Annotated in this window: 27 protein-coding genes, 1 pseudogene, 1 riboswitch and 1 other annotated feature; of the genes and pseudogenes, 13 read left to right on the top strand and 15 right to left on the bottom strand. The window is 45.0% G+C overall.

Translation table 11 applies throughout. The annotated features are described in order from the left end of the window. Positions 1 to 186: 186 nt before the first annotated feature. Positions 187 to 1,014: an STAS domain-containing protein gene (locus V1499_RS10520; protein ID WP_409276024.1), complete on the bottom strand. Its 828-nt coding sequence runs from the start codon at positions 1,012 to 1,014 to the stop codon at positions 187 to 189. A 183-nt stretch (positions 1,015 to 1,197) separates the two neighbouring features. Between V1499_RS10520 and V1499_RS10515 the strand changes: the two genes are divergently transcribed. The 3 genes from V1499_RS10515 (at position 1,198) to V1499_RS10505 (ending at position 3,465) form a co-directional block, all read left to right on the top strand. Further along, positions 1,198 to 1,530 (top strand): DUF3243 domain-containing protein, encoded by a 333-nt coding sequence (locus V1499_RS10515; protein ID WP_316568708.1) that lies wholly within the window; start codon positions 1,198 to 1,200, stop codon positions 1,528 to 1,530. Between the two features lie 116 nt (positions 1,531 to 1,646). After that, entirely contained in the window at positions 1,647 to 2,105 is a 459-nt protein-coding gene (locus V1499_RS10510) for a hypothetical protein (RefSeq protein ID WP_409276023.1), read from the top strand. Positions 2,106 to 2,337: 232 nt separating this feature from the next. Beyond that, on the top strand, positions 2,338 to 3,465 hold the full coding sequence (locus V1499_RS10505) for a TIGR04053 family radical SAM/SPASM domain-containing protein (protein WP_409276275.1): 1,128 nt from the start codon (positions 2,338 to 2,340) through the stop codon (positions 3,463 to 3,465). A gap of 60 nt (positions 3,466 to 3,525) precedes the next feature. Here the strand turns inward: V1499_RS10505 and V1499_RS10500 are convergent, their stop codons facing one another. Further along, on the bottom strand, positions 3,526 to 4,104 hold the full coding sequence (locus tag V1499_RS10500; RefSeq protein ID WP_409276022.1) for an HAD-IA family hydrolase: 579 nt from the start codon (positions 4,102 to 4,104) through the stop codon (positions 3,526 to 3,528). A 96-nt stretch (positions 4,105 to 4,200) separates the two neighbouring features. On the opposite strand from V1499_RS10500, the gene V1499_RS10495 reads away from it, so the two are divergent. Then, positions 4,201 to 4,569, top strand: a complete 369-nt coding sequence (locus V1499_RS10495) for a hypothetical protein (protein ID WP_409276021.1) — start codon at positions 4,201 to 4,203, stop codon at positions 4,567 to 4,569. Positions 4,570 to 4,669: 100 nt separating this feature from the next. On the opposite strand, the gene V1499_RS10490 is transcribed toward V1499_RS10495, so the two are convergent. Continuing rightward, the gene (locus tag V1499_RS10490; protein ID WP_409276020.1) at positions 4,670 to 5,572 is read right to left on the bottom strand and encodes a DUF899 family protein; all 903 of its coding nucleotides are present in this window, start codon (positions 5,570 to 5,572) and stop codon (positions 4,670 to 4,672) included. A 122-nt stretch (positions 5,573 to 5,694) separates the two neighbouring features. Beyond that, complete coding sequence (gene proS, locus V1499_RS10485; protein ID WP_409276019.1) at positions 5,695 to 7,125, bottom strand: proline--tRNA ligase; 1,431 nt, start codon at positions 7,123 to 7,125, stop codon at positions 5,695 to 5,697. A 155-nt stretch (positions 7,126 to 7,280) separates the two neighbouring features. Then, positions 7,281 to 7,492 (bottom strand) — a binding site (T-box leader). Positions 7,493 to 7,642: 150 nt separating this feature from the next. On the opposite strand from proS, the gene corA reads away from it, so the two are divergent. Next, positions 7,643 to 8,596, top strand: coding sequence for a magnesium/cobalt transporter CorA (corA, locus tag V1499_RS10480; RefSeq protein ID WP_409276018.1), 954 nt, complete (start codon positions 7,643 to 7,645; stop codon positions 8,594 to 8,596). 125 nt (positions 8,597 to 8,721) lie between these two features. Here corA and V1499_RS10475 read toward each other — a convergent pair whose 3' ends face one another. After that, complete coding sequence (locus V1499_RS10475) at positions 8,722 to 9,030, bottom strand: hypothetical protein (protein ID WP_409276017.1); 309 nt, start codon at positions 9,028 to 9,030, stop codon at positions 8,722 to 8,724. Between the two features lie 313 nt (positions 9,031 to 9,343). Here V1499_RS10475 and V1499_RS10470 point away from each other — a divergent pair, with 313 nt between their 5' ends. The 4 genes from V1499_RS10470 (at position 9,344) to V1499_RS10455 (ending at position 12,872) form a co-directional block, all read left to right on the top strand. Further along, the gene (locus V1499_RS10470; protein ID WP_409276016.1) at positions 9,344 to 10,393 is read left to right on the top strand and encodes a M42 family metallopeptidase; all 1,050 of its coding nucleotides are present in this window, start codon (positions 9,344 to 9,346) and stop codon (positions 10,391 to 10,393) included. A gap of 101 nt (positions 10,394 to 10,494) precedes the next feature. Beyond that, entirely contained in the window at positions 10,495 to 11,769 is a 1,275-nt protein-coding gene (locus V1499_RS10465; protein ID WP_409276015.1) for a dicarboxylate/amino acid:cation symporter, read from the top strand. Positions 11,770 to 11,869: 100 nt separating this feature from the next. Beyond that, positions 11,870 to 12,070, top strand: coding sequence for a CsbD family protein (locus V1499_RS10460; RefSeq protein WP_409276014.1), 201 nt, complete (start codon positions 11,870 to 11,872; stop codon positions 12,068 to 12,070). Positions 12,071 to 12,343: 273 nt separating this feature from the next. Further along, positions 12,344 to 12,430, top strand: a riboswitch (cyclic di-GMP riboswitch). A gap of 61 nt (positions 12,431 to 12,491) precedes the next feature. Beyond that, on the top strand, positions 12,492 to 12,872 hold the full coding sequence (locus V1499_RS10455; RefSeq protein ID WP_409276013.1) for a response regulator: 381 nt from the start codon (positions 12,492 to 12,494) through the stop codon (positions 12,870 to 12,872). 37 nt (positions 12,873 to 12,909) lie between these two features. On the opposite strand, the gene V1499_RS10450 is transcribed toward V1499_RS10455, so the two are convergent. Further along, a complete protein-coding gene (locus tag V1499_RS10450; protein ID WP_409276012.1) occupies positions 12,910 to 13,482 on the bottom strand; it encodes a M15 family metallopeptidase in 573 nt (190 codons plus the stop codon). A 395-nt stretch (positions 13,483 to 13,877) separates the two neighbouring features. On the opposite strand from V1499_RS10450, the gene V1499_RS10445 reads away from it, so the two are divergent. Both V1499_RS10445 and V1499_RS10440 read left to right on the top strand, forming a co-directional pair. After that, positions 13,878 to 14,285 (top strand): hypothetical protein, encoded by a 408-nt coding sequence (locus tag V1499_RS10445; RefSeq protein WP_409276011.1) that lies wholly within the window; start codon positions 13,878 to 13,880, stop codon positions 14,283 to 14,285. A 214-nt stretch (positions 14,286 to 14,499) separates the two neighbouring features. Beyond that, positions 14,500 to 14,772, top strand: a complete 273-nt coding sequence (locus tag V1499_RS10440) for a hypothetical protein (protein WP_409276010.1) — start codon at positions 14,500 to 14,502, stop codon at positions 14,770 to 14,772. Between the two features lie 486 nt (positions 14,773 to 15,258). On the opposite strand, the gene V1499_RS10435 is transcribed toward V1499_RS10440, so the two are convergent. Then, complete coding sequence (locus V1499_RS10435; protein WP_409276009.1) at positions 15,259 to 15,828, bottom strand: hypothetical protein; 570 nt, start codon at positions 15,826 to 15,828, stop codon at positions 15,259 to 15,261. A 266-nt stretch (positions 15,829 to 16,094) separates the two neighbouring features. On the opposite strand from V1499_RS10435, the gene V1499_RS10430 reads away from it, so the two are divergent. Beyond that, positions 16,095 to 17,321, top strand: coding sequence for an NAD(P)/FAD-dependent oxidoreductase (locus V1499_RS10430; protein ID WP_409276008.1), 1,227 nt, complete (start codon positions 16,095 to 16,097; stop codon positions 17,319 to 17,321). A gap of 329 nt (positions 17,322 to 17,650) precedes the next feature. Beyond that, the gene (locus V1499_RS10425) at positions 17,651 to 18,880 is read left to right on the top strand and encodes an MFS transporter (protein ID WP_409276007.1); all 1,230 of its coding nucleotides are present in this window, start codon (positions 17,651 to 17,653) and stop codon (positions 18,878 to 18,880) included. 164 nt (positions 18,881 to 19,044) lie between these two features. On the opposite strand, the gene V1499_RS10420 is transcribed toward V1499_RS10425, so the two are convergent. The 8 genes and pseudogenes from V1499_RS10420 to cdaS all read right to left on the bottom strand — a co-directional run bounded on the left by V1499_RS10420 (position 19,045) and on the right by cdaS (position 26,009). Beyond that, positions 19,045 to 19,416, bottom strand: coding sequence for a VOC family protein (locus V1499_RS10420; protein ID WP_409276006.1), 372 nt, complete (start codon positions 19,414 to 19,416; stop codon positions 19,045 to 19,047). 729 nt (positions 19,417 to 20,145) lie between these two features. Then, positions 20,146 to 20,781 (bottom strand): FMN-dependent NADH-azoreductase, encoded by a 636-nt coding sequence (locus tag V1499_RS10415; protein ID WP_409276005.1) that lies wholly within the window; start codon positions 20,779 to 20,781, stop codon positions 20,146 to 20,148. Positions 20,782 to 20,961: 180 nt separating this feature from the next. Then, positions 20,962 to 21,942, bottom strand: a complete 981-nt coding sequence (locus V1499_RS10410) for an ABC transporter permease subunit (RefSeq protein ID WP_409276004.1) — start codon at positions 21,940 to 21,942, stop codon at positions 20,962 to 20,964. After that, a complete protein-coding gene (locus V1499_RS10405; protein WP_409276003.1) occupies positions 21,935 to 22,846 on the bottom strand; it encodes an ABC transporter ATP-binding protein in 912 nt (303 codons plus the stop codon). The genes V1499_RS10410 and V1499_RS10405 overlap by 8 nt, the downstream gene beginning before the upstream one ends. Then, positions 22,846 to 23,646, bottom strand: coding sequence for an SGNH/GDSL hydrolase family protein (locus V1499_RS10400; protein ID WP_409276002.1), 801 nt, complete (start codon positions 23,644 to 23,646; stop codon positions 22,846 to 22,848). Before V1499_RS10400 ends, V1499_RS10405 begins: the two co-directional genes overlap by 1 nt. A 173-nt stretch (positions 23,647 to 23,819) precedes the next feature. Next, positions 23,820 to 24,791, bottom strand: a complete 972-nt coding sequence (locus tag V1499_RS10395) for an IS3 family transposase (protein ID WP_409276274.1) — start codon at positions 24,789 to 24,791, stop codon at positions 23,820 to 23,822. Positions 24,792 to 24,928: 137 nt separating this feature from the next. Then, positions 24,929 to 25,222 (bottom strand): annotated as a pseudogene (locus V1499_RS10390) (helix-turn-helix domain-containing protein); the annotation flags it as partial. Positions 25,223 to 25,388: 166 nt separating this feature from the next. Continuing rightward, complete coding sequence (gene cdaS, locus V1499_RS10385; RefSeq protein ID WP_409276001.1) at positions 25,389 to 26,009, bottom strand: sporulation-specific diadenylate cyclase CdaS; 621 nt, start codon at positions 26,007 to 26,009, stop codon at positions 25,389 to 25,391. Positions 26,010 to 26,111 lie beyond the last annotated feature (102 nt).

Below are 26,111 nucleotides of genomic sequence, written 5' to 3'. Positions count from 1 at the left end.
GGTAAAATCGGTTAGGATCATAAAGGGACATAAAAAAAACCAAGGCCACGCATTGGAAGATGCGGATGCCTTGGTTATTCTTTTTAAAAGGAAAAAAGTTGCCCTCTGCTGAACGAACTGTAGCGGATTTTTCTTATAAAAGGTTTAAATTTTCACCTTGCAAAAACGTGCTAACGGACACATTTTTTAAAAAAACTTCAATTCCTTCAATGCCTGTTCAAGGTTGCTGTAGATGGATATTCCCTGCAGATTGATTCCCAGATTGATGAATGTCTGGCTAAGCTCCCCTTTCATCCCGGTGATGACGGGCTTGACGCCAAGGAGGTTTAGGGAACGGATAAGCTTGAACAGAACCTCAATACCGATAAGGTCCACTTCATAGACTCCGGAAAGGTCGATGACGAGAGTTTCAATCCGCTTTTTTACACACGTATCAAGGGAATCGACAATCAATGTTTCCGAACGCATTTCATTTATTTCCCCAATAAGCGGCAAGACTGCGAGCTTTTGCGAAATCGGTACGATCGGGACGGAGATTTTCAAATAAAGCTCCCTTGATTCCTGGAGGAGTTTTTCGGCATTGTTCGTAAACGAGGTGCTGAAGCCGTGGACCATGTTATTGAAAATATGGTCGGTTTCCATGATGATATCCAGCAACTCCACATTGTTTATTTGAATATTCCTTCCCTCTTCAAGCAAAAAGGACCAAATGACATTTTTATAAACCGTCACTCCTTTGATGGTCCTGCCAAGATTCCCCCCATTTTCCACGGACTTGGCACCAATCAGTTCCCCCCACTTAAAGGCATGGTCCTTTACATCCTTATTCTTCAGGCTATTCAGGACAATTTGGACAAGCTCCCTGAATTTTTCGGTCGTCTGCTCTTTTTGCTCTTCATCCTGGAAGCGGTAGTTGTAGAAAGATAGCATTTCCGATAAAAGTTGTTCTGTAATCCTGTCAATATTGGCCTCGAGTTTTTCGCTGAAGAATTTTTTCAATTGATCAAGTTCCATTTGGCGTTTTCTCCTAAAAAATTTGGTTAAATTGACCATACCATGTTCCTTGCCTAATGCAAAGCGGGGAGTTGCCAATTGAACAATTTTCCTGAAATCACGGTTCATTTCCTATGTTTGATGCCTCATGCTAGGGGTAAAAGTAACAGAGAAATGACTTGATGAAACGGAGGATGATGAACAATGGAAAAGGATCATGCGGTCCATAAGGATGGAGATTTTGAGCCATCGAAAGTAGATGATGTCATCGACCGGATTGACGAAGGCAAAATGTATGACAAACTCCAGGATTTCAATGAATTTCGATCATACCTGAGCAAGCGGATTGAACTAGGCAAGCGAATCGGGATGAATGAGGAAGAACTGGCGGTCGCTGCCCAGAAGGTTGCGAATTACCTTGCCAAAAACGCCGCACCGCAGAACCGTGAAGAAGCGCTCCTGATGGAACTGTGGCAAGTCGGAAATGACGAGGAACGCCATATGCTTGCCCACATGCTCGTGAAGTGGGCGGAATAATAAGGATTACATTCAGCACCGGCTTATTTCGAAGCCGGTGTTTTTGGTTTTTAGGGAATTATTTATATGATTCGTTTGGTGAGGGTTAAACGGCAACCGAGCCGATCAGATTTCTGTTGCGTGACAAAGATTTGGGCGAAACCCGAAAAGGTGTCGCTCAAATTAAAATGAACGACAAAGATTTGCCCAAAACCTTAAAAGGTGTCGCTCAAATTAAAATGAACGACAAAGATTTGCCCAAAACCTTAAAAGGTGTCGCTCAAATTGAAATGTGCGACAAAGATTCGCCCAAAACCTTAAAAGGTGTCGCTCAAATTGAAATGAACGACAAACATTCGTCCAAAATCCAAAAAGGTGTCGCTCAAATTGGAATGAGCGACAAACATTCGTCCAAAACCCGAAAAGGTGTCGCTCAAATTGAAATGTGCGACAAACATTCGTCCAAAACCCGAAAAGGTGTCGCTCAAACCCCTGATGAGTTTTACCAACCCCTTTGTTTTACTGAGAACCGCACTAGTTACTATCCCCTCCCCTTTAGTTTTCCAATTTGGCACAGGAATGTAGAAAAATCGTAACAATACGCCGTTTTTTCAACCATGACCACTCTTATAATTAACTTATAGAACATCATGATTATGTTGCTTTCCAATAGGACGAATCATGGAACAAATACTAACGTGAAGCATGGTGATGAAAATGCAAGGAATGGGACATCCACATGGAATGGGACATCCGCATCGCGGCGGACACCCTGGAGGACATCCGGGAGGGCATCCTGGGGGACACCCCGGCGGGCATCCGCATAATATGGGGCTTGGGCCGGTTATCGATTACAATGAAAACCCATTTATCGTTATATGGGAAGTGACACGGGCGTGCCAGCTTAAGTGCGTACACTGCCGCGCTGATGCACAGCTTCAAAAGGATCCGCGGGAGCTGACACATGAGGAAGGCATAAATCTGCTCGACCAGATTTATGACATGAACAACCCGATGCTTGTTTTTACAGGCGGAGACTGCATGATGCGCGAGGATTTATTCGAACTGGCCGATTATGCTGTTAAAAAAGGCATGAGGGTGTCGATGGTGCCAAGTGCGACGGACAATGTGACAAAGGAAAAGATGCAAAGGGCGAAGGAAGTCGGCCTATCGCGTTGGGGATTCAGCCTTGACGGCCCGACACCTGAAATCCATGACCATTTCCGCGGGACGCCTGGTTCATTCGATTTAACACTCGAGAAGATCAAGTACCTGAACGAGCTTGAAATGCCGCTGCAAATCAATACCGTCATATCCCGTTACAACTATGATTCTCTAGAGGAAATGGCGAAGCTTGTAGGCGAACTGAAAGCTGTTATGTGGTATATTTTCCTGCTTGTGCCGACAGGCCGGGGACAGGAAGACAAGTGCATTACCCCTGCAGAGCATGAAAAGGTGTTCCGCTGGCTTTATCAGTTGAGTAAGACCGCTCCTTATGATATTAAAACAACCGCGGCCCAGCATTACCGCCGTGTCGTCCTTCAGGAAAAAGCCCGCGACCATAAGATTGCCAACGGTGAAATCCGCTATGAAGATACGATGACGATGGACCAGGAAGGCATCATTGACGGGCTCAAACGCGCTCCAAAAGGCGTGAATGACGGAAATGGCTTTATCTTCGTCGACCATATTGGCGATGTGCTGCCAAGCGGCCTCCTTCCAATCCCAGTTGGGAATGTTCGCGAAAAACCGTTGGCAGAGATTTACCGAAATTCAGAAGTATTGAAAAACCTCCGCAGCCCGGATAAATACAAAGGCAAGTGCGGCGTGTGCGAATACAACAAGATTTGTGGGGGCTCACGTTCCAGAACATATGCCGTGACAGGAGATTACATGGAAAGCGAGCCATATTGTGTCTACATCCCAATGGCAATGAGAAAAAAAGAAACAGTTTAATTCCATGAAAAAAGAGGCGTCCATTCTAGACTGGGTGCCTCTTCTCTGCTTATCCCTTCCTTATCGTGCTTCCATATTCGGTAAAACCACTTTGTCGAATTCACGGTAGTCATCCAAGTAGAAGTCCGCTTCAGACTCATGGTTTTGAAAGGATACAGTAAGGATTCCGAGCCTTCTTGCCGGTTCCAAATCGATAGCCCGGTCCCCAATGACAAGGTCGATTCCGTATTTTTTATGCAAATAAGCATATGCCGCAGGGTCCGGCTTTCGAGGGAACCCATTTTCCATCCCGACAACTTCCGTAAAATAGCGGTCAAAATTGTAATGGGCAAGGACTTTTTCAACATCCTCTTTTTCCTTATGAGTCATGATCACATTTATATCCGCTCTTCTCAGGATATCCTCGACGCCCGGGAACGGGAGGAATTCCTCCGGCTTCAATCCCCTAACCTTTTCTAGCATTTTTCGGCTCTGTTCCTCGGTAATTTTAAAAAAACGAAACGCATGGCCGAATGATATTTTCAACTGGGCAAATGCTTCCTCTTCTGTATAGCCGTCTCCCAGTATTTCCATCAACAGTTTTGTATACGACGGATAGGTGTTAAATATCGTTCCATCAAAATCCCATAATAGTTTCATTTCTCCACTCCTAGCCAATATTCTTCTCCACGAATAATTAAATACCCCTATTATGGGTATATAAATACTAAATCTGCCTGATTGGAGGAATTCCATATGAGGAAATTTGCAGCAGCAGGCATTGCGGCGCTTGCCCTCTCGATTGGAACGGCGGGATGCTCTTCTGATGAAAAGAAAGAAGATAAACCGGTTATGAATGAAAAAGGTACAAAACAAACGACCGGAAATCAAACGATACAGGAAAGTAGGCTCACTCCTCACTATCCCAATAACCACATGTTAGGAGGAAGACCCTTGAAACGAAATCAAAATCAAAATGACGATCAAAAGCTTGATGATAAGCAAGTTGCCGAAAACTTGACCGATCTTGTCAGAATCATTAATGCCAATGGTGACACAAAGGAAATCGAACGGATCATTGCCGAAAATCCAAGCAGCACCCACGATGATTCTGAGCCGAAATAAGGAAAGAGGATAGACTAAGACGGTGACTGCCCGCTTAATCTATCCTTTTTTTAAAAAAATAGCCTACTCACCTTTCGAAGTTCTCAATTAAAAGATTTAATTATTTCTTGGTTTCAAAGAGATGGAACTTTAAGCCGTAAGGATCGGCAAGCATTACACTTTTATCGGAGTATTCCTTCGTAATGACACATCCATTCTCCATTAAAATCTTTTTGGAAGGTTCAAAATCATCCACGGCGAATTCGAAATAGGTATTGTTCTGCTCGCTTTCTTCTACGAAGATATTCGTACCACTAATCGAAAATAATGTCTCCCCGGTAGTAGTTTGCTTCTTTTCCATTCCAATAATGGTTTCATAGAATGTAACCGCTTGATCGTAGTCTTGTACGCCGATTGCAATATTATTGGTTAATTGGAAAGCTGAGCGGTTATTGAGGTTTTGTTTTGCAACGACGCCTTCGGTACCGGATGGGAGCAGCTCGAACAATGGCCATGTCACACAAAAATCATCCCCAGGCCCAAAAGGTGATTGAGCAATTAAATAAATATTGTTTTCTGCGTCCTTACGGAATGTTGATACACCAGGATAAAAGTATTTCCCTTTTTGGAAACCCAAATCCTCTGCAAATGTACTTCCATTAATTGATACCATTTGGAACTGCCATTTTCGGCTTGCCGCGAAATCTTCCTGTATTTCAGGTGCGTCCGGAGATGAAACAACAAATCCAGCTTTCGCGATTAAATGGTGGTAAACCCCATTCAAACCGTCCGCCCACATCGTACAATACGAGCAGCCTTTCCCCATGTTATGTATGACAATCAATTCATTTTTGTCGCCAAAAAGTTCTAATAAAGTAGTTATGCGCCCATCCGAAACTTGAAACGTATAGTTTTTAACAAGTTTCTCCGGCACCGATTTTTTCAATTCATTCAACTGTTTCTTTTTTTCAATAATCTCGTTTTGCAATTGTTCAATTTGAGACTCAACATTTGTAATTGACATTCCCTCAGCTCCCCTTACCATTTTCATATTTATTTCTATAAGAATGGCTGATTTCCCTTTAAAAAATCACAAAAACGACTGCCCTTTCAAAAAGCAGTCGTTTTTTATCTTCTAAAGTAAGATTAGTAAGCCTTTGCCCAAACAACCATTGATTCAGCTTCGCCGCCGCAGCATACACATGTATCACTGATTTTTTCCTGCTCGAACGGGATGCAGCGGGAGGTAGCGCCTGTCTCTTCTTTTATTTTGTCCTCGCACTCACGCTTGCCGCACCACATTGCCTTGATCATGCCAGGATTGGTTTCAAGCCTTTCCTTGAACTGTTCCATGTTTTCAGCGACAGAAGTCTTTTTCTCAAGGAGCTCTTTTGCCCGGCTAAAAAGATTTTGCTGGATTTCGTCAAGCAGTGCGCCGAGCTTCGCTTCAACTTCATCAATAGCTACGATTAATTTTTCCCCAGTATCTCTTCTTACGAGCACAACCTGGTTTTTTTCAATATCGCGTGGACCTGCCTCAAGCCTTACAGGGACTCCCTTCATTTCGTATTCGTTGAACTTCCAGCCAGGGTTTTTGTCGCTGGCGTCAATACCGGTTCGGAACGCGCCTGATAGCCTTTCCTTCAGCCCGTATGCGAAATCAAGAACCCCTTCCTTATGCTGGGCTATTGGCACAATCATCACCTGGGTCGGTGCCACTTTTGGAGGAATGACGAGGCCGCGGTCATCGCCATGGACCATAATCAAAGCGCCGATTACCCTTGTGGTCATTCCCCAAGAAGTCTGATGTACATGCTGGAGTTTTCCTTCCCTGTCCAGATAATTGATTCCGAATGCTTTCGCAAAACCGTCGCCAAGATGATGGGATGTTCCTGCTTGCAGAGCCTTGCCGTCATGCATGAGGCTCTCGACCGTATAGGTGAACTTGGCGCCCGCGAATTTTTCTTTTTCCGTTTTCTGCCCTTTCACTACAGGGACCGCAAGATAATCTTCCAAAAGGGTCGCATACACATCGAGCATCCGCTTTGTTTCTTCATGGGCGTCCTCATCGGTCTCATGTGCGGTATGCCCTTCCTGCCAGAGAAATTCAAGCGTCCTCAGGAACGGCCGGGTCGTCTTTTCCCAACGGACAACATTCGCCCACTGGTTATAAAGCTTTGGCAAATCCCTGTAAGAATGAATGATGTTTTTGTAATGCTCGCAGAACAGCACTTCCGAAGTTGGCCGAACGCACAGCCTTTCCGCCAACTCCTCCGACCCCCCGTGGGTCACCCAGGCGACCTCAGGAGCAAAACCGGCAATGTGGTCCTTTTCCTTCTCAAGAAGGCTTTCCGGGATAAACAAAGGCATATACACATTTTCATGCCCCGTTTCCTTAATCATGCCATCAAGCGCGTCACGGATATGTTCCCAGAGCGCGTACCCATATGGACGGATGATCATCGAGCCCCTGACGGACGAGTAATCGACCAGATCCGCTTTTGTTACGACGTCGGTATACCATTGGGCAAAGTCTTTGTCCATGGCGGTAATACTTTTTACAAATTCCTTTTCCATTTGTCATCCCTCTTCTTTTATATTGGTTGTTGATCACGCGAGCCACCGCTTCAATCAACGTTGTGATAATCAAAACTGCCTATAATAGAGCTTTTTTTTAAAAAAACACATAATACGGGCCTTGAAAAAATACAAAAAGGCCATGAATCCCCTAAAAAAGGGACCATGGCCTGGCGGTACCACCCTTATTCGCGGGCATAAGCCCACGCACTTAACGTTTAACGGAACGCTCCGCCGTATCTTCGCAATTGTCCGATACAGAACTCCGGGGCAGGTTCGAATGGACGTCCTGGAAGCCTTGCACCAACCGGCTTCCTCTCTGGGTAGGACTAATCTCCATTGTACTGGTCCCCATCATTGTTTCAGGTTTATTTTTTGAAAATTATATATATCCGCCCGGACAATGTCAACAGGGGACGGGGAAATTTTACTAAAAAAGGCAGACTTTCGTTTCTTGGATGTTTGCCCACATGCCTAGTTCGGATATTATGAAGAAAAAGGCACCGGGGAGATACGTATGATTCGAACACTTTCAATAGGCCATACCGGCGAAATTTCCACAAGCATCCCAGTGGAAGAATTGGCTGCAGGGGAATCTTCATTATGGTACTGGATTGACTTTAACAGCCCAAGCGATGAAGAGTCTGAACTGCTATTTAATCCGTTGAAATTCCACCCTCTTGCAATCGATGACTGCTTGCACAAGCTGCAGCGCCCAAAGCTCGATTATTATGATGGCTATACGTTTTTCGTTACCCATTCAATCAATCAGGAAACGCTTGAGCGAGAAGAGGTGGATATTTTCCTTGCAAAAAACTTCATCGTGACCTACCATAAGCAGCCTTCTTTGGAAATAACAGAAATTTGGAACAGGGCCACATCTTCCGAAAACAAGGATGAATGGAACCCCTCTCTCATCCTGTATCATATTCTCGACCAGATTGTCGACAATTATTTCCCTCCGCTCTATGTCATTGAGGACCAACTAGATGCAATGGAAGAAAACTATACGGGTGACTATACGGAAGATGTGCTGAAAGAGGTTTTTGAAATCAGGCAGCGGCTGCTGATGCTCAGGCATACCGTTACCCCGACAAGGGACCTGGTTTACCGGATGCTCAATTCACAAAAACTTACTGAGCTCCAAACGAGGCATGCGTACTATTCCGACATCCATGACCATCTTCTGAAACTGACGGATATGATCGATTCCAACCGCGAACTGACGAAGGACATCCGCGACAGCGTCCTGTCCATGAATACCCGCGAAACAAACCGCGTCATGAAAGTGCTGACCGTCATCACGACGATTTTCATGCCGCTCACGTTCATCGCGGGAATTTATGGGATGAACTTTGACTACATGCCGGAAACGGCCTGGAAGTACGGCTATTTTGCATCACTAGCCGTAATGGGGATTATCGCGGCGGCCATGTTCCTGATTTTTTGGAAAAAAGGATGGTTTAAATAGTGGTATTCCGGTAATTAGAAAGGCTGCACCGGCACTAAACCGGGCAGCCTTTTTAAAATATGAATATAATAACAATTACAAAAAAAGAGAAAGCGGCCAAACCAAGTCCAACTAAGCAAAACCTCTTACCAATCCTTGTACTCCACATTGCCGCCGGTCAGGTCAATTGTGTTCCGTTCCCCCCTGTATAACAGCTTCCCATTCTCCTCAACGATCAAATTCTCGAATGTATACACTTTATGTCCGTTCGGCAGGGTTACAATGACCTTCTTGCCGTTGTCGACAATAGGAGCCTCGATTTTGATTGTGCTTTGCGCATACCTGCTGAACCCAAGCATCACCCCTATGCAGACAAGCAAGACAGCAAACGAAAGAACCATTTTGTACACATTGATTTTCCTAGGCTTCATATGCCGCATTTCATACCTTGTCACCGGTCTCCCCCCGTTTCAAATATTAATAGGAAATGCACCAGAATACAGTGGCATCTTCGCTAACAGTAATACCCCATTCTAGAGGAATTTAATCAAATATTGAAAAAATTTCCTGCGCACCCTACCAACTTATGCACCTACTTAGAAAAATATGCTTAGAAAGGCTAAAAAAAACGAGAAAATTTGTCTCCTTTTGCCACGCTGCTAGATGTATAATTGAAAAAGGTGTACATGGATTCGGAAGGTCTTTCGTATTTTAAAATGCACTTCCGATAGCCGGCTTACTACTATAAATTAATGGAGGCGTTACTTTATGGAACAGGAGCGAATTGAAGAAATCGTCGGAATCCTGACTAACCTTGTTTCCATCCCAAGCCCTACCGGAAATACCGAAAAGGCAATTTCCTATGTGGAGGAATTCCTAAAAGAGGTTGGAGTGGAAACAACCAGGAACAGAAAAGGCGGACTGATTGCAACGATCCCAGGAAAGGATACCAGCAGCCACAGGATGCTAACCGCCCATCTTGATACACTAGGCGCGATGGTAAAAGAAATCAAACCAAGCGGAAGGCTGAAAATCGACCTAATTGGAGGATTTAAATACAACTCCATCGAAGGCGAATATTGCACAATCGAAACAAGTTCAGGGAAAACGTATACGGGAACCATCCTCATGCACCAAACATCGGTCCATGTATACAAAGATGCAGGCAAGGCCGAGCGGAACCAGGATAATATGGAAATCCGTATTGATGAAAAAGTACATAGCGCCGGGGAAGTAAGGGCTCTTGGGATTGAAGTCGGGGATTTTGTATCGTTCGATCCTAGGGTCGAAGTAACACCGTCAGGCTATATCAAGTCCCGCCACCTTGATGACAAGGCGAGCGTCGCGATTTTAATGGAGCTCATAAAAAAGATTAAAACCGACGACATTGAGCTGCCGTATACAACCCATTTCCTCTTTTCAAATAATGAAGAGATCGGTTATGGCGGTAATTCGAACATCACGCCGGAAACAGTCGAGTATCTCGCCGTCGACATGGGCGCGATGGGTGATGGACAATCGACGGATGAATACACCGTCTCCATTTGTGTAAAGGATGCCAGCGGCCCGTACCACTATGGCCTCCGCAAGAAGCTTGTTAGTTTGGCGGAAGAACACGGCATCCCATACAAACTCGACATTTATCCTTACTATGGATCTGATGCATCCGCAGCAATCCGCTCAGGGCATGACATCGTCCACGGACTCATCGGCCCTGGCATCGATTCCTCACACGCATTCGAGCGCACACACAAGCTGTCGCTCGGCCATACAGCCGCGCTGCTGTTTGAATATGTCCAATCGGATATGGTGCTTTAATGGTGCCTGTACCTTAGGCAGTTGATGGTGACTTTCCAATGAAACGTTGGATAATGCCTGGCACCCGAAGCATAATGATTTTACGAAAGAAGGTTTAAAGTATGGGTTCTATCCTAAAAAGCTATAGAACATCGATTATTCTCCTGGCTGCCATCATTGTCGGCGGCGCCGCCGGGCTGATCTTTGGGACGGACGCAGCGGTTGTCAAACCGCTTGGGGACTTATTTTTGAATTTAATGTTTACGATTATCGTCCCGCTTGTCTTTTTCAGCATTGCTTCAGCCATCGCCAATATGAGCGGCATGAAGCGCCTTGGGAAAATCATGGGGAGTATTTTCCTCGTCTTTTTCATCACGGCGGCAATTTCAGCCGTCGTTGCCTTTATCGGGACAACGATTGTAAACCCCCTAGAGAATACAGACATTTCTTCGGTAAAGGAAATGATGGAAAAAGCCGATGCGCCTGAGCAGGCCGAAAAACCTTCGCTCGCGGCTCAGCTTGTCGCCACCGTTACCGTCCCGGATTTCGCCAATCTGTTCTCAAGGAGCAATATGCTTCAACTGATTGTTTTCGCGGTCCTTTTTGGCCTGGCGACTGCGATGGCGGGCGAAAAGGGCAAACCTGTCGCGTCCTTCCTCGCTTCGGGCTCTGAAGTAATGATGAAAATCGTCAAAATCGTCATGTACTATGCCCCAATCGGCCTGGGTGCTTATTTTGCCACGGTCATCGGCGAACTTGGCCCGCAGATTTTGGAAGGCTATTTACGAACATTCCTGTTGTATCTCGGCCTTTCCGTCCTGTACTATTTCGGTTTCTTCACACTATACGCGTTTATTGCCGGCGGCTCAGCCGGTGTGAAGATTTTTTGGAAAAATGTCATTGCCCCTTCTGTTACAGCAATCGCAACATGCTCGAGCGCGGCCTGCATTCCGGTTAACCTCGATGCCGTAAAAAAGATGGGCGTACCAAAGGATATCGCCGAAACAATCATCCCGCTTGGCGCGAATACGCATAAGGATGGTTCCGTGTTCGGCGGCGTATTGAAAATCGTCTTCTTGTTCGGGCTTTTCGGCAAGGATGTGACAAGCCTTTCAAGCATCGCAAGCATCCTCGCCGTGTCGTTCCTCGTTGGCGCGGTCATGGGCGCGATCCCGGGCGGCGGCTTTATTGGCGAAATGCTAATTATCAGCGTATTCGGATTTCCACCTGAGGTATTGCCGATCATCGCCGTCATTTCAACGATTATCGATGCGCCGGCAACCTTGCTTAACTCTACTGGCAACACCGTTTGCGGAATGCTCGTTTCCCGCCTTGTGGAAGGAAAGAACTGGCTTCAGGCAACCATCAAAGGGAAAGCGAACCACTTCGCATCCTAAAAAGGCTGCCCTGCCCCCTTCCCTTCAGCCATACTTTGTTTTAATGCCTTCTTTACAGGGTAAAAAAGAACAAAGGCAGAACAACAAGGAGGGTTCAATCATGAACAGAGATGAAACAAAAGGTGCATGGGACCAGCTGAAAGGTGAAGCCAAAAGGACTGCAGGAAAAGTATCAGGTAATGAATCGCTTGAGGCTGAAGGCAATTTTGACAAAGGCAAAGGCCAAGTAAAAGAAAAATACGGCGAAGCCAAGGACCGGCTTGCCAGTGAGTTTAATAACATGATAGACAAAACAAAATAGGACAAACGATCGAGCCGCCTGGACCATTCCAGGCGGCTTTTTTTAAAAAAATGACAAGCTTTAGCCCATCCCAACGAAATTTTGGCAAGCTGAATGGGCGGTATTCGCCACATTCCCCGAAAAATCGATTTTCCCAACAACCTCTGAACTAATTTTCGTACCCTCAATCCCCAGTGAATAAAGGTTATTTTCATCCACAGGAGAATGCATGTTCGTCCTTTAGTTTAAAACAGGACTATAGTCCCATGTTATTACTAGTAAGGAATGCTACTATTTGGGAAAGGGCAAATTTTACGAAAGTAAAAGACGCAAAGCCACGGGCCTAAAACAAGAAATTGTCATGGCAGCCGGGCTGCAGTACGCTTATAATCCCAAAACCTTTCCTGATTTGCCTTTTAAAATGGCGAAGGGGTTCTTGGCAATGAAATCAATACTCGTAGCAGACCGATCCATCTTTATTCGGAGCGTACTTAAAAAAAAGCTTTACAAAACTGATTACAGGGTCATGGCTGAAGCAGACAATGGAAAACAGGCCGTCCTGAAATACAGGACCGGATTTCCCGATGTTGTTATGCTCGAATTTTTTCTACCCCAGTTGAATGGCTTTGAAACGCTTCAGGAAATTATCCGTATCAATCCGAAAGCAAGGGTCTTTATGATGTCGACCTTTACGGATGAATGCCTTGAACGGCAATCAAGGGAAATGGGAGCAAGCGGCTTCATTCTCAAACCGGGATTTGAAGGGTTGCTCACCGTCCTTGATGCCCTTGGAACACCAGTTTCCAACCTAAAAGGAACATAAGAAAAACGGCAGTATTGCTTTCCGCACTGCCGTTTTTTCATCCATTTCGTCCATTCATATCGGCCACTGCCCGTTCCGGAGGCCGTTTTCCCCTCTGCAGCTCACTGATTGAGAGCCCGAAGGTCATTTGCAAATGTGGGTAGTCCTTGAATCGTTCCCAATCCCCACCCCATTCGAATCCCAATCCTTTCGCCATCAATCCAACTTCCTCCCAATCCGGCCGTGCATTTCCGTTCATATCATGTTCCGTATCCCAAATTAGCGATCCATCCTTGCCGGTTAAAGCAAAATCGACAGCAAGGCCATAATTATGATACGATTCTCCACCGCGCGCATAGGTGACGATTTGGCCACCATCGGAACGCCCTTTTGCATAAAGGCGATTCTGCTCCTCAACCGTCCTGAACCCCTCAATCAGCTGGATTGTAATGCCTTTTTTCGCCGCGGTCGAAACGAGTTCCTCCGCTTTTTCCCTAACTACAGGATGAAGGTCTGTAGGCATCGCGACATTTCTTCCGTAATTGTAGCCCGGGTAGCCCATTGCCTTCCATACAAGAAAAAGGACTGCCGCGATTACCAAAGCAGCCCCAAACGGTTTTACATTTCGCATCTCTCTCTCCTATTGTGCCAATAAACATGTGATATTCTTATTTTATCTTTGTTTTCCCCCGTAAATCCATTCTTTTGTTTTTAGCTTCAATTTAGAGATTTAATGGCCGGCCGAGATTTTCGGCCAGGTAAAAGAAACTCTCTAGACAACTTCATAAAAATCCCATTACAATTGTTTTAATTTTCAGTATTTTAAATTTACTTAAAGGGCAAAATGGTGTATGATTATAGGAAGAACAAAAAAGGGAATATTTTCAACAATTGATGCGGCTGCCTGATGAGTATGAAGGCGGCTATTTTTGTCCCAACCATTCCTGGTTTCTTGCAGAGCAATTTTATCTTCCCAACTTTGATACGGCAGAATAACAACATTCTTTCCGGAAAGAAGTGATAAGTTTGAGACATCATTTGGCAGCTGCATTGCTCTTTTGGTCCATTGGCTTGTTGCGCCCTCCAGTTTCAGATGTGCTGATTGTTTCATTGATGATTGCTGGCTTGCTGGCGTTTTTCCTTTTTATAAAAGAAGTTCTGGAAACCGTTCGCGCCCGTTTTCTCGTCCTTGCTGCAAAGGCGGAACAAAAAGGTTTGGAGGAGCTCTCTTGCTTCACCGGGAAGTTTGTAGAAATCAAGGATGGCTATATTCCTTTAAAAGCGGATTTTACGTACATCATTTTTTCAAATGGTGATCATGATATTCCTTTGTTCTGCAGAAATGTAGCTGTTGCCCAAAAAGCGGCCCAATCAGGAAAAACAGTCCGGGTATATTATGATGATTATATTTTGGTCGACATAAAGGAGGACTGATAAGGTTCTTTGAGCCAATCATTTACCATATCCCTCTTACATCCCCATTACAAACACATTATTTATTAATTACAATTTCCACCTGCCCCGTTTTCCCGTACCCATGTCTGGTAAGATAGTATATAGGGCTAGGGCGGAAACGCCAATGGTGAACTATTTTTCCAACCGAATGCCAAGGGAATTATGGAATGTTATATAAAAGGGGCTGGGAAAAATGAAGATTGACGAACTTCGCCATTTGGCCGAGGAACTGAAAGAGGTTCCTTATATCGGATCCGATGTCACTCATGTTTTTTCCCTCGACAATAAGGAATTGATCAAATTGAAATATGACAAGGAACTTGACTTATTTCGTGTGACAACAATGGAACGGAATACTGCCGCCAATTACAAACTGGCCTACCAGGCGGCGGATGCCATTAAAGCAGTGCTGGATGCCTACTCAGGAACCGAAAAACACGACCAGGGCGTCTTGTCACGTTCTTAAACGAAAAAGGGAACCTTCATCAATGGACATCATGTTAGTCCATACCTATATTCTGCTGTTCGCCTTACTCCGAGATAAAAAACAGGTTAAAACCGAAAAACATTCCGTTTTTCGGTTTTGTCTTTTTAAAAATTGGGAAAAAGTTAGGATGTGAAACGCCGTTGTCATGGGACCATTCTTTGGCTCGCTCACATATGGGCCTGCTTGAATAGGAGGAGATTGCGATAAAACCGGTACATTCAATTCGAAGCGGCAGCCGCCACAGTGTCCAAAGGTATTCCACTGGCATCGGGTATTTCTCGTTTGACTATCCAAGGTTTTCTGCAAAAATCATATGCGAGCCATCAACTGGCGGATATAAAAGGGATTGCTATTCCTATAAACAGGTTTCCGGAATTCCGTATAAGTACCCAATGCAGCAATTATAATCAGCATCCCTTCACCTAAGGTCGGATGCAAAAAAGGGCGCTCCAAAAGCGCCCTTCTTCACGTTTCCATCCTCTTTTGAATTCGATCGTTGTGCTCTTTAAAATAGACAAGCATTTCATTTAAAAATAGGGCCGCCTCCCGTGAGTTATTCTCATCGACCGCGATTTTCAGATTAATTGCCAAGGCATGCCCTTTCATCCCATAGTTCATTCCCATCCTTACTTTCTCATAGGCCTTTTTCATGTACTCTTCCTTTGTGAGCTTACCGGACTCATATTGTTTTTTCAGCTCAGAGAGTTCCTTCCGCCTATCCTCCCGTTTCTTTTGGAGCGCTTCACGTTTTGCCGCCATTTCCGGGCTGAGCCAGCGCTCCTTCAGCCGCTCCCTTTCCGCAAGGACTTCCTTCCATTCACCCACCCTGTCAGGTGTATATTTTTCCGCCCAGGCCACATACTCCTCATCGGTTATACGGAACAGCCCCGTTTTATGGTGGCGGTCTTCGCCTTTTTCATGTCCACCCTTTTCAATCATTTCAGCCATTGCCGATGGTGTGGCACTAATGATGGAAAGATGTGATAATGAAATGAGGCCAACCAATAAAATTCCCGCAGCAATTCGAATCTTCATTATTCATTCTCCTTTGTAAAATAATCTACCGGAATACTATCCCCACAATACAAAAAAACTATGAATGGAATATTTTTTAAAAAAGGCTTGTGCATTTCAGTAAAATCGATTATTATATTCCTATAAAGGTTATGTGAAAATATTCACAATATATCAAGTTGGTTCTTTTATTTTTAATTTGTTTTGTGAAAATATTCACAATGTTCGTCTTTTTATTTTTATTTTAATATGTGAAATATTTCACAATATTGATGGAGGGAATTCTTATGAAAAAGCCACATATCGTCATTCTTGGCGCAGGCTATGGCGGCCTAGTCACAACAAAAAAACTCGAAAAGCTGCTTCGTTCAGGAGAAGCCTCTGTAACGTTAATTAACAAACATTCCTACCATTACATTACAACTCAGCTTCACAAAGTTGGCGTAGGAACCGCGCCGGACCGGAAAATCGCCTTATCTATTCCGGAGTTGGTCAACCATGCTAAAACCCGTTTTAAGACAGGAACAGTCACGAATGTCGATCCGAATTCCCAAATCGTTGTTCTTGAATCAGGCGAGGAAATCTCCTACGACTATCTTGTCATCGCCCTTGGCTTTGAAGTTGCCACATTTGGCACCCCCGGCATAAAGGAGCATGCATTTGAGATTCGCAGTTTCAGAAGTTCAAAGGCGATTTACCACCAAATTACAAAACAACTGTCACTCTACAAAGAAGACAAGGATCCTTCGAGGTTGACATTTGCCGTTGCAGGCGGCGGCTTCACAGGGATCGAAATGCTTGGTGAGCTTGCCGAAGGGCTGCCAAAGCTGTGCGAGGAGTACGGCGTTCCATATGAAAATGTGAAAATAATCGGCATTGAAGCCGCGGATTCCTTGATTCCATTCTTCGCGGATGAATTAATTGCCTATACGTCCCATATTATGGAGGCGTACAACATCGACATTTTTACATCAACTAAGATCAAGTCTTGTACCGAAACAGCTGTCCAGCTTGAAAACGGCCTTGACATTCCATGCCGGACACTCATCTGGTCATGCGGCGTGAAGGCGAACTCACTGCTTGAAACGTTCGGGCTTCCGCTTGTGAACGGCAGATTACCAGTTGAAAAGTCACTCCTTGTAAAAGGAACAGAAAACATTTTTTGCATCGGCGACTGCGCCTTGTTTATGAAAGATGAAAAATCGGCGTTGCCTCCTACCGCACAGGTAGCCATGCAGGAAGCAGATGTTTGCGGGCAAAACCTTGTTGCCCTCGTTCGTGGCGAAAAGCTAAAAAGCTTTGAATATCACCATAAAGGCTCCGTCGCCTCGATTGGCGACCGGACGGCGGTCGGCAAGGTTGGCAGCTTCACAATGTCGGGCCGGTTCGCGGCAATCATGAAACGTGTGATTGAAACCCGGTATTTATTCGTCCTCGGCGGACCGGCATTGGTTCTAAAACAAACTCTTTTCCTGAAAAGGGAACAGCTTTCTGCACCTGCAAAACAACAATAATGAATACTGGAAGGAAGGAATCCCTCATTCCGCCCTTCTTGTTATAAATCTAATTAAATCGTTATCTCGGTGCCCATTCCCTTTCTCCTTCCAAAGGCACCGAATCCCTCCCCCGCCCTTCCTTTTTAAGGAAGGGTTATTTTTTCTTCTTAAATCTCTTCCTGATGGGTGCCAGCCACAAAGTTTTCACAAACTGTAAGCCTATTTACATGGGTTCTCAGCGGAGAACATATGCATATGGAACTGTTTTTTCCCGCTGATATTGATTTAGTAAAACCGCCGTTATACAATCCATTTCGTGACTAAAAATGGAATGGAGATTGTTTATCTTGACCCATACAAAAGATGAAAAATTAAGCCTGTACCATGGGCTTGCTTCGACGATATCAACGACTGCCGTTAACGGATATATTCCATTGTTCGCCATCAGTGTCCTTGGCGCGACCGATGGCCAGATGGGACTAATCACGTCCCTCCCATCCATAGTGGCTATGCTTGCCCTTATCCCGGGCGCGATATGGCTGAACCTGTCGAGAAGCAAAAAGAATTTTGCCGTATATACAACCCTCGCCACCAGGCTAATGTTCATGCTTATCCTGTTCGTCCCTTTTCTGGATGCGCATTTTGCTCCGTGGGTGCTCGTTTTTTTAATAGCGGCATTGAACTTCCCCGGCGCGCTGTCCGGGCTTTCATGGCAAACCTTGATTGGCGGGCTCATCCCCGAAGGACGCCGTGGCTCATTCTTTAGTACAAGAAACCAATGGACAACTATCGCCGCGATGATCGTGACCTTCCTGACTGGCTTTTTTCTGCAGCAGTTCAGCAAGTCTGATGCTTTCCCATATCAAATCCTGTTTGTCGCCGGCTTCCTGTTCGCACTCCTGGAAGTGTTTTACCTGTATAAGCACAGTGACATGAAAGAGGATAAGATTGAAAAAATTGAAACACAGACCTCCAAAAAGAAATTTTCTTTGGACGTTTTCCGGTACAAGCCGTTCCTATCGTTCATCGTATGCGCAGTCCTTTTCAACATCGGGGCGCAAATGGCCTGGTCTCTGTTCAGCATCTACCATATCCGCGAAGCAAACGCGACCGCGCTCTGGTTCAGCTTTTTCTCAGTTACAAACCAAGTCGCCCAAATCTTGAGCGTGAAATGGTGGGCAAAAGCCGCCGACAAACACGGGAACACGCTCGTCCTGTTCGTTGCCGCAGCCGGTATGGCGACCGCGCCAATCCTGACCATGCTGTCCACCAATCTGTTCTATCTGACAGCCCTTAACTTCTGGATCGGCCTGTTCGTATCCGGCACAAACCTGTTGTTATTCAACCAGCTTCTGAAGGCAACACCAGAAATAAACCGGTCCACTTATCTCGCAAACTATCAATTTATCTTGTCAATCATCGGTTTTGTAGCACCGCAGCTAGGTGTCTTCTTGCTCGGCCAATTCGGAATGTTCTCGGCTATGGCTATCGCTTCCGTTGTCCGCCTGCTTGCTGGCTGTTCCTTCCTGCTTGTCGCACTGAAATTCGAGCGCAAGCAGCCAGCCCAAGCCTTATAATTGGAAGAACCCGCATTTCCTTGGTTTGGAAATGCGGGTTCTTCTCTTTTATTGTAATTAGCTATTATGGGGTGATTTTTAGATACCTGAGAAATCGCAGTTGTCTGGCAATGTTTTTGTTTATTAGATGCCACTTGAGCTGGGGTAAAGCTGTTCCTCCAGGATTATTTTACCCATTCAAGGAATTCGAGCCTGTTGCCAAATGGGTCCGCGGCATAAAACCGGTTCGCGCCAGGAAGGTTGTCATCCTCAATGACGTCCACCCCATTTTCCTTTAAATGAGCCTTTAATCCATCTAAATTTTCGATTTCAAACGCGGGGTGCGCCTTCTTTGCCGGAAGGAACGGATCCTCGACGCCAATATGTAATTGAATCGTACCGTTTTGGAACCAGGCGCCGCCTTTCTTTTTTAAAACGGGTGGTTTTTCAATTTCCGTAAACCCCAATAGATTTCCGTAAAAAGCACGCGCGTCCTCCTCGCATCCTTTTGGAGCGGCAAGCTGGACATGGTCAAGCTGCTTGAATGCAAATTCCATCCACTCATTCCCCCTTTGTCCTTCCATTATAAGCCAGAGTGGAGGTTATAGAAATTAGGAGACTATTATCCATGCCGATAATTAAATCTTATTATGCTGATGGGTTAGAGAGGAATTCGATAGGTACTGTATTGGGCTTCTAAGGTTTGGTTCTTTGTTGATATTCCTTAAGAGGAGAGTGACACCTTTTCAGGATATCGCCGAATCTTTGTCGCTCATTTTAATTTGAGCGACACCTTTTCAGGATTTCGCCGAATCTTTGTCGCACATTTTGATTTGAGCGACACCTTTTCAGAATTTCACCGGATCTTTGTCGCACATCTCGATTTGAATGACACCTTTTCATTATTTCGCCGAATCTTTGTCACTCATTTTGATTTGAGTGACACCTTTTCAGAATTTCACCGGATCTTTGTCGCACATCTCGATTTGAATGACACCTTTTCATGATTTCGCTGAATCTTTGTCACTCATCCGGATTTGAGGAACACCTTTTCATGATTTCGCTGAATCTTTGTCACTCATCCGGATTTGAGTGACACCTTTTCAGAATTTCACCGGATTTTTGTCGCACATTTTGATTTAGCGACACCTTTTCAGGATTTCGCTAAATCTTTGTCACATAGCCGGATTTGATCAAGGAAAACAGTTTAATAACCACTCAAATAGATTAGTCCTTGAATTCAAAAAGGCACGGCGCCATGATAGCACCGTGCCATACAATGAGTGTTAAAACGTAGCTGCCATGTCCTTTGCTCTTCGGATGGCGTCTTCCTTGATTTCCTGCGCCCGGTCGGGGAACTGGTTATGCCCTTCAACGAACAAGCCTTCGAAGGACGGAATTCCGAAAAACTGTATGATGATTCCGATGTAGCGGTGGCCCATTTCCATTGCGGCTGCAGGGCCTTCCGAGTAAACGCCGCCGCGTGCCTGGATATGGAGCGCTTTTTTATCAGTAAGAAGCCCGACTGGCCCCTTTTCTGTGTACCTGAATGTTTTTCCTGCCGTACAGATGGAATCGATATACGCTTTCATGACCGGAGGAAAAGAAAAGTTCCAGAGCGGCGTAACAAAGACGTATTTATCGGCTGCGACAAATTGATCGGTCAATTCCCCGAGCCGGGTCACTTTCCGTTTTTCCTCGCCGGACAGCTCATCAAACGCGGAACCCGAACGAAGTTTTCCCCACCCGCTAAAAACGTCTACGTCTATTTGCGGTATATCCTCTTTGTACAAGTCAAGATGGATTACCTCATCATTAGGATTTGCTTCCCGGTAGGCTTCGATAAATGCTTTCCCGACCGCCATGCTGTATGAAGCCGTATCGTCATGCGGATGGGCGGTGACGTATAAAAGCTGCGACATTTTAACCCCTGCCTTTCCAAATAATGCTGACTCCATTATTATTCCTGTTTATGAGGTAGGTAACCGTGGAAAAAGCAGGAAGGTTTGTTTAAAAAAGAGAAACGAAGTACCATGACGAGATTTTTTAAAAAATCGAATCACACTTCCGTGTAGATACATCTTCCATTTAAAGCATCCGGCTTAATATACATCTCTATTAATAAAGACATAGAACGAGATGAACAGGCCTGCAGCCCACCATGCGAGCAGGACGGCGAGCGAGAACGAAAGGGTCATCCCTTCGATTGGCGGAGCGGTGCCATTCATGTAATCCGTCAGCCTGAGGTTTACCATGAACAAGTATTTCGCGGATTCCCAAGATGATACCATATTGCTTAAAATCGCCCCGGAGATGAGTGCCGCTAACATGATGCCCATTCCCGCCGCCGTGCTCCTGATTAATACCGATAACATGAACGACAACGTGCCGACGACGATGGCGACGAACCAGACAAGCCCGAATTCCATCAACAAATATTGCCACTGGTCAACCAATTTGACGTCTGATGTATCAAGTGTGCTACCCGCAGCGGAAAAGCCGGTCAGAATTGGCGCGCCCCACCCTTTGTAACCGAACACAAGGCCTGAGATTAAATACGACAGAATGCCCATGATGGCGACAATCAACGAAACGGAAAGGCAAAGCGTCACATACTTACTGAGCAAAACCCGCCAACGCTTAATGGGCCTTGTCAGCAATAACTTGATTGTTCCCTGGCTGTGCTCGGAGGACACAAGGTCGCTCGCGATGACCATGACCATGAGTGGCAGAAACAGGTCGATCGAATTTTCGATGAACATGCGCATAAAGGTTGGCGCGCCTGGCTCGGATGGATTGATATTATGGTCAAGGTAGTATTGCTGCTGCTGAAGGCTAATTTGCAGCTGTTTTTTCCATTCTTCACTTATCCGGCTTGATGAAAGCCTGTTTTGCGTATCGATGATTTGCTGCTGGAGAATGGTTTTCCAATCGGTTGTACCCATGCGCTCGCGCTGTGTTTCTACCTGGCGAAGCTGCGCGTACGTGAAAAGGGCGACGAGGACGGCGATGATTGCAGCGATAACCAGGAGTCTCTTTTTAGCCAAAAGCTTGAGCATTTCATTATGTACGAGCTTAGTCAATTGTGTCACCCCCGGTAAGCTCAAGGAACAGGTCTTCGAGGACCGGCATCTTCCTGTTCATTTCCGAGACGGAGATGCCAGCTTCAACAAGCTTCCGGTTCCACTCGGCGGCTTTATCAGCGCTGTACTCCGTTAAAATCGAGCCATCTTCAGCGACTTCAATTGAGGTAAGGGCGCCGAGGATTTTTTTACCCTCCTCGAAGGGTTCGAGCTTCCAGGCAATCCGTTCCCTAATGCCAAGCAGGACCGCAACCGTATCCGTCTTAATGACCCTGCCTTTTGAGATGATTGCCACCCGGTCGCATAGGAGCTGGATTTCGCTCAGCAAATGGCTCGATACGAGGACGCTCAAGGCTTCTTTTTCGGCAAGAAACCGGATGAACTCCCTCATCTCACGGATTCCAGCCGGGTCGAGGCCGTTTGTCGGCTCGTCCAAAATGAGCACGCTTGGGCTTCCGAGAAGCGCCTGGGCAATTCCGAGCCGCTGCCGCATCCCGAGCGAATACGTTTTTACCTTGTCATGAATCCGTTCGGAAAGCCCGACTAGCCGTACCACTTCCCAAATCCGCTCGTCACTGACGCCATTTAGCATCCTTGCAAAATGGGCGAGATTGTCCCAGCCTGATAAATACGGATAAAGCTCCGGGTTTTCGACGATGCAGCCGAGATGCCTCATCGCGTCAGGGAAGTCCTTCCTCAAATCGTAACCGCAGACGGAAATGGTGCCCGATGTCGGTTTGATCAATCCGACGAGCATCCGGATTGTCGTTGTTTTTCCAGCGCCGTTTGGGCCTAGGAAGCCAAATACCTCCCCTTTATGAAGCTCAAAGGATATTCCTTTTATAATCTCCTTTTTGCCAATCCGTTTTTTCAACTCTTTGACTTCAAGCGTTACCGAGGACATCAGTTTTTCCCCTTCCATGCCACCAATGCCGCCACCCTGTCCGCGATAAGCTGGTAGCCTTTTGTATTCGGGTGGAATTTATCTGTATATAAATAATCGTTCACGTTCTGTTCGAACAAATCAAATGTCGGGACATACACCACCTTCTCAAATTTCGCGGCAAGATTGGCGGTTGCGAAATTCCATTGCCTGATGACAGCGGAAATTTCCTTTCCATCTGCAAGTTCGATGAATGGATTGTACAGTCCGATAAAATAAACGGTCGCATCTTTATTTACAGCCCTGATTTCCGAAAGGATGGCGTTTACGTTTGCAAGGAACTTCTTTTCGATTTCTTCGGGGTTTTGGCGGTCGAATTCAACAAGCCCTTGCCCGCCCCTGAATAAATCATTTCCGCCTATTGTAATAAGGACAATATCCGCGTTCCCGAGCTGCCGTTTGACCTCAGTCTGCTTAACCTGTTGAGCGAGGTGTTCTGATCGCTGGCCATTTATGCCAAGATTAACTAGCTTAATGTCCTCTTCGGACCGCTTTTTCAAACTGTCGGTCAAATAGCCGACATACCCACGCCCCGCGGCATCCCCGGTCCCTCTTGTTAATGAATCGCCCATCGCGACAATCGTGAGATCCCCTTCTTTGTTTTCTTGTATTGGTGTTTCGGGGTTCCTGGCCTGTGGTTCCGATGGTTTGCCCGCGTAATAATCGCCAACAGCCCAAACAAGCCCCGCCATCCAAAGCAGCATGAACAATGCTGATGTAATCATCCAAATGCCAACAGTCCTTTTTCGCAAAAAAACCATCCCTTTCAAAAACTTCCTTATTTTATTTAATCATAGAATAGGCCTATTTCAAATTTTGCAGGGCTCATTTTATAAAAATAAAGGGAGGTTTTTGGGATACGCGGCAGGCTTAAGTTGAAAAAGCAAAAAGGACTCCAAGTTTGTGCTGAACCCTAAAAGTTAGACCAAAATATTTAAGCAGCTAGTTGGCTGGTATGAAGACGGTATTCAACCGGGCTCATGCCAGTCAATTTTGCTTTTATTCTTTCATTGTTATAGTAAAAAATATAATCAGTCACTGCTTGCTTAAGCTCGTCAAATGAATGATAAACTTTACCGTAATACATTTCCTGCTTCATTATTCCGAAGAAGTTTTCCATTGGTGAATTATCGAGACAGTTTCCTTTCCGTGACATACTTTGAAAGACGCCATTATCTTTCAGTTTCTTAACGTACGTGTTCATTTGGTAACCCCAGCCTTGATCAGAGTGTATAGTAGTTCGATAGGGGCAATCTTTTGTTATTTCAATTGCTTCGTCTAGAGCATCCAATATTGCTTTTGCGTTGGGGCGTTCCGAGAACCGAAATGATAGAATTTCCCCATTAAATATATCTAGGAACGGATCTAAATAAGCCTTCTTGATAATCATCTTCCCATCAGAGTCGGTCATGTAGTATTTGAATTCAGATGTATCAGTTGTTAATTTTTGATGCGGGATGCTTGTATGGAATCTGCGGTTGACAAGGTTCTTAGAAATTTTACCTATGCTTCCTTTATAAGTGCTATATTTGCGAGATTTACGTGTGTATGAGGTACAAATAATACCCAGCTTATTGGTGATCCGAAGGATTTTTTTGTGATTTACGATATAACCTCTCTTACGTAATTCCATATCAATTCGACGATAACCATAATTTCCATTATGTTTATCTACAATATCCTGGATAATACTTTCAATCTCTTCATCTGGATTAGGTTCATTAAATCGCTTTTGCCAATACATATAGGTTGCCTTTGGAAAACCTGTAGCTTCAAGGATAACAGCTAATTTGAATTCTTTTCTGAGTTCATGGATGATCCTGGATTCTGTTTTAGCAGTCGGCTCGGAATATTTATCCCTGAAGCTCGGAGCTTTTTTAAATAGGCATTCTCCGCGCGCAGTAATTCTATTTCTTTTAAAAGTTGTTCTTCCTTCGTCATTTTCTTTTCGTTTTTCTTGTTCTTCGGCTTGTTGGACACGGATGGACGCCCCTTTAATTTAGAGAGCCCTTCAATACCTTCATTTTGCCATTTCCTCAACCAATTAAGAATCATAGGCGGTTCAGTAATGCCAAATTTTCTAGCAACCTCTTCAAGGGAATCTCCTGTTCTTACCTTATAGTTTAGGACATCTAATTTAAATTGAACAGGATAATTCGTAGATGCTTTTTTAGTAATTAAGCCCTGTTTCCCGAATTGATGGAACGCACTGACCCATTTTCTTATATTGGTTTTACTTCGAATTCCAAACCTAGTCGCCAAGGAAGCATATCCACCTTCACCGGCTAAATAAGCGTCTACTACCTTTTGCTTAAATCCCTCATCATATTTGACCATAAAAAACACCCCAAAAGTTAGAATTTGTTCGTCTAACTTTTGGGGTGCACATCAGTTTGAAGTCCTTTTGGTAAGTGAATTGTTAATTCTTTTTCAAAGTTGGTGCCAATACGGATGGCAGAAGATCTTTTTAAAAGAACAGGCCTCTCCGTTCAAGCAAGCAGAGTCAAAGTAGTTCCCCTGTCGTAATAGGATATAAGTTCCCATTAAAAGCAAATGAAATTTTACCCGTTTCCTCCGATACAACAAGGACGAGAGCATCACATTTTTCGGATAGCCCGAGAGCAGCCCGGTGGCGTGTCCCCAATTTTTTATCTCCAACATATTTGCCTGAAAGCGGGAGTACATTGGCAGCGGACACGATATGATTTTGGCTAACCAGCACAGCGCCATCATGTAACGGATTTCCCGGAAAAAAGATCGATTCCAGTAAGGAATGGCTCAACTCTGCCCCTATCGAAATACCAGGATGAATGTAGGGCTCAACTGAATCTTCACGCTCAATGACAATTAATCCACCATGTTTCCGGGCCGACATATTTTGCACACAGGTGGTTAATTCCGGATATTTATCCGTAAACGGGGACAAATAGCAGTTTAAATAAAAGGAAGCAGCGGTCATTTCGACTTGTATAAATTGGTTTTTTATTCTTTCAAAATTTCCTAGAAGACAATAATTTTCATTATCCATTGTTTCCAAGCTACTCTGTAAGGCCGTAATAACCTGGCTTATATCCTTTTTCAATGATTGCTTCATCGGCGAGAAGTCACAATTTTCCTGGTCCACAGAGACACCTCTTCGTAATCACTTTTTATATGGATAATGAAGCTTTTAATGGATTTTCAAACTTCAATTCCTTCATCCCACCTTATGTTTTTCTACAAGAAC

Source organism: Neobacillus oceani, assembly GCF_046237595.1.
In the GTDB taxonomy this organism is placed as follows: Bacteria; Bacillota; Bacilli; order Bacillales; family Cytobacillaceae; genus Bacillus_D; species Bacillus_D oceani.
The sequence above is the reverse complement of the archived record's forward strand: the minus strand, read 5'-3'. Positions and strand labels throughout refer to the sequence as shown.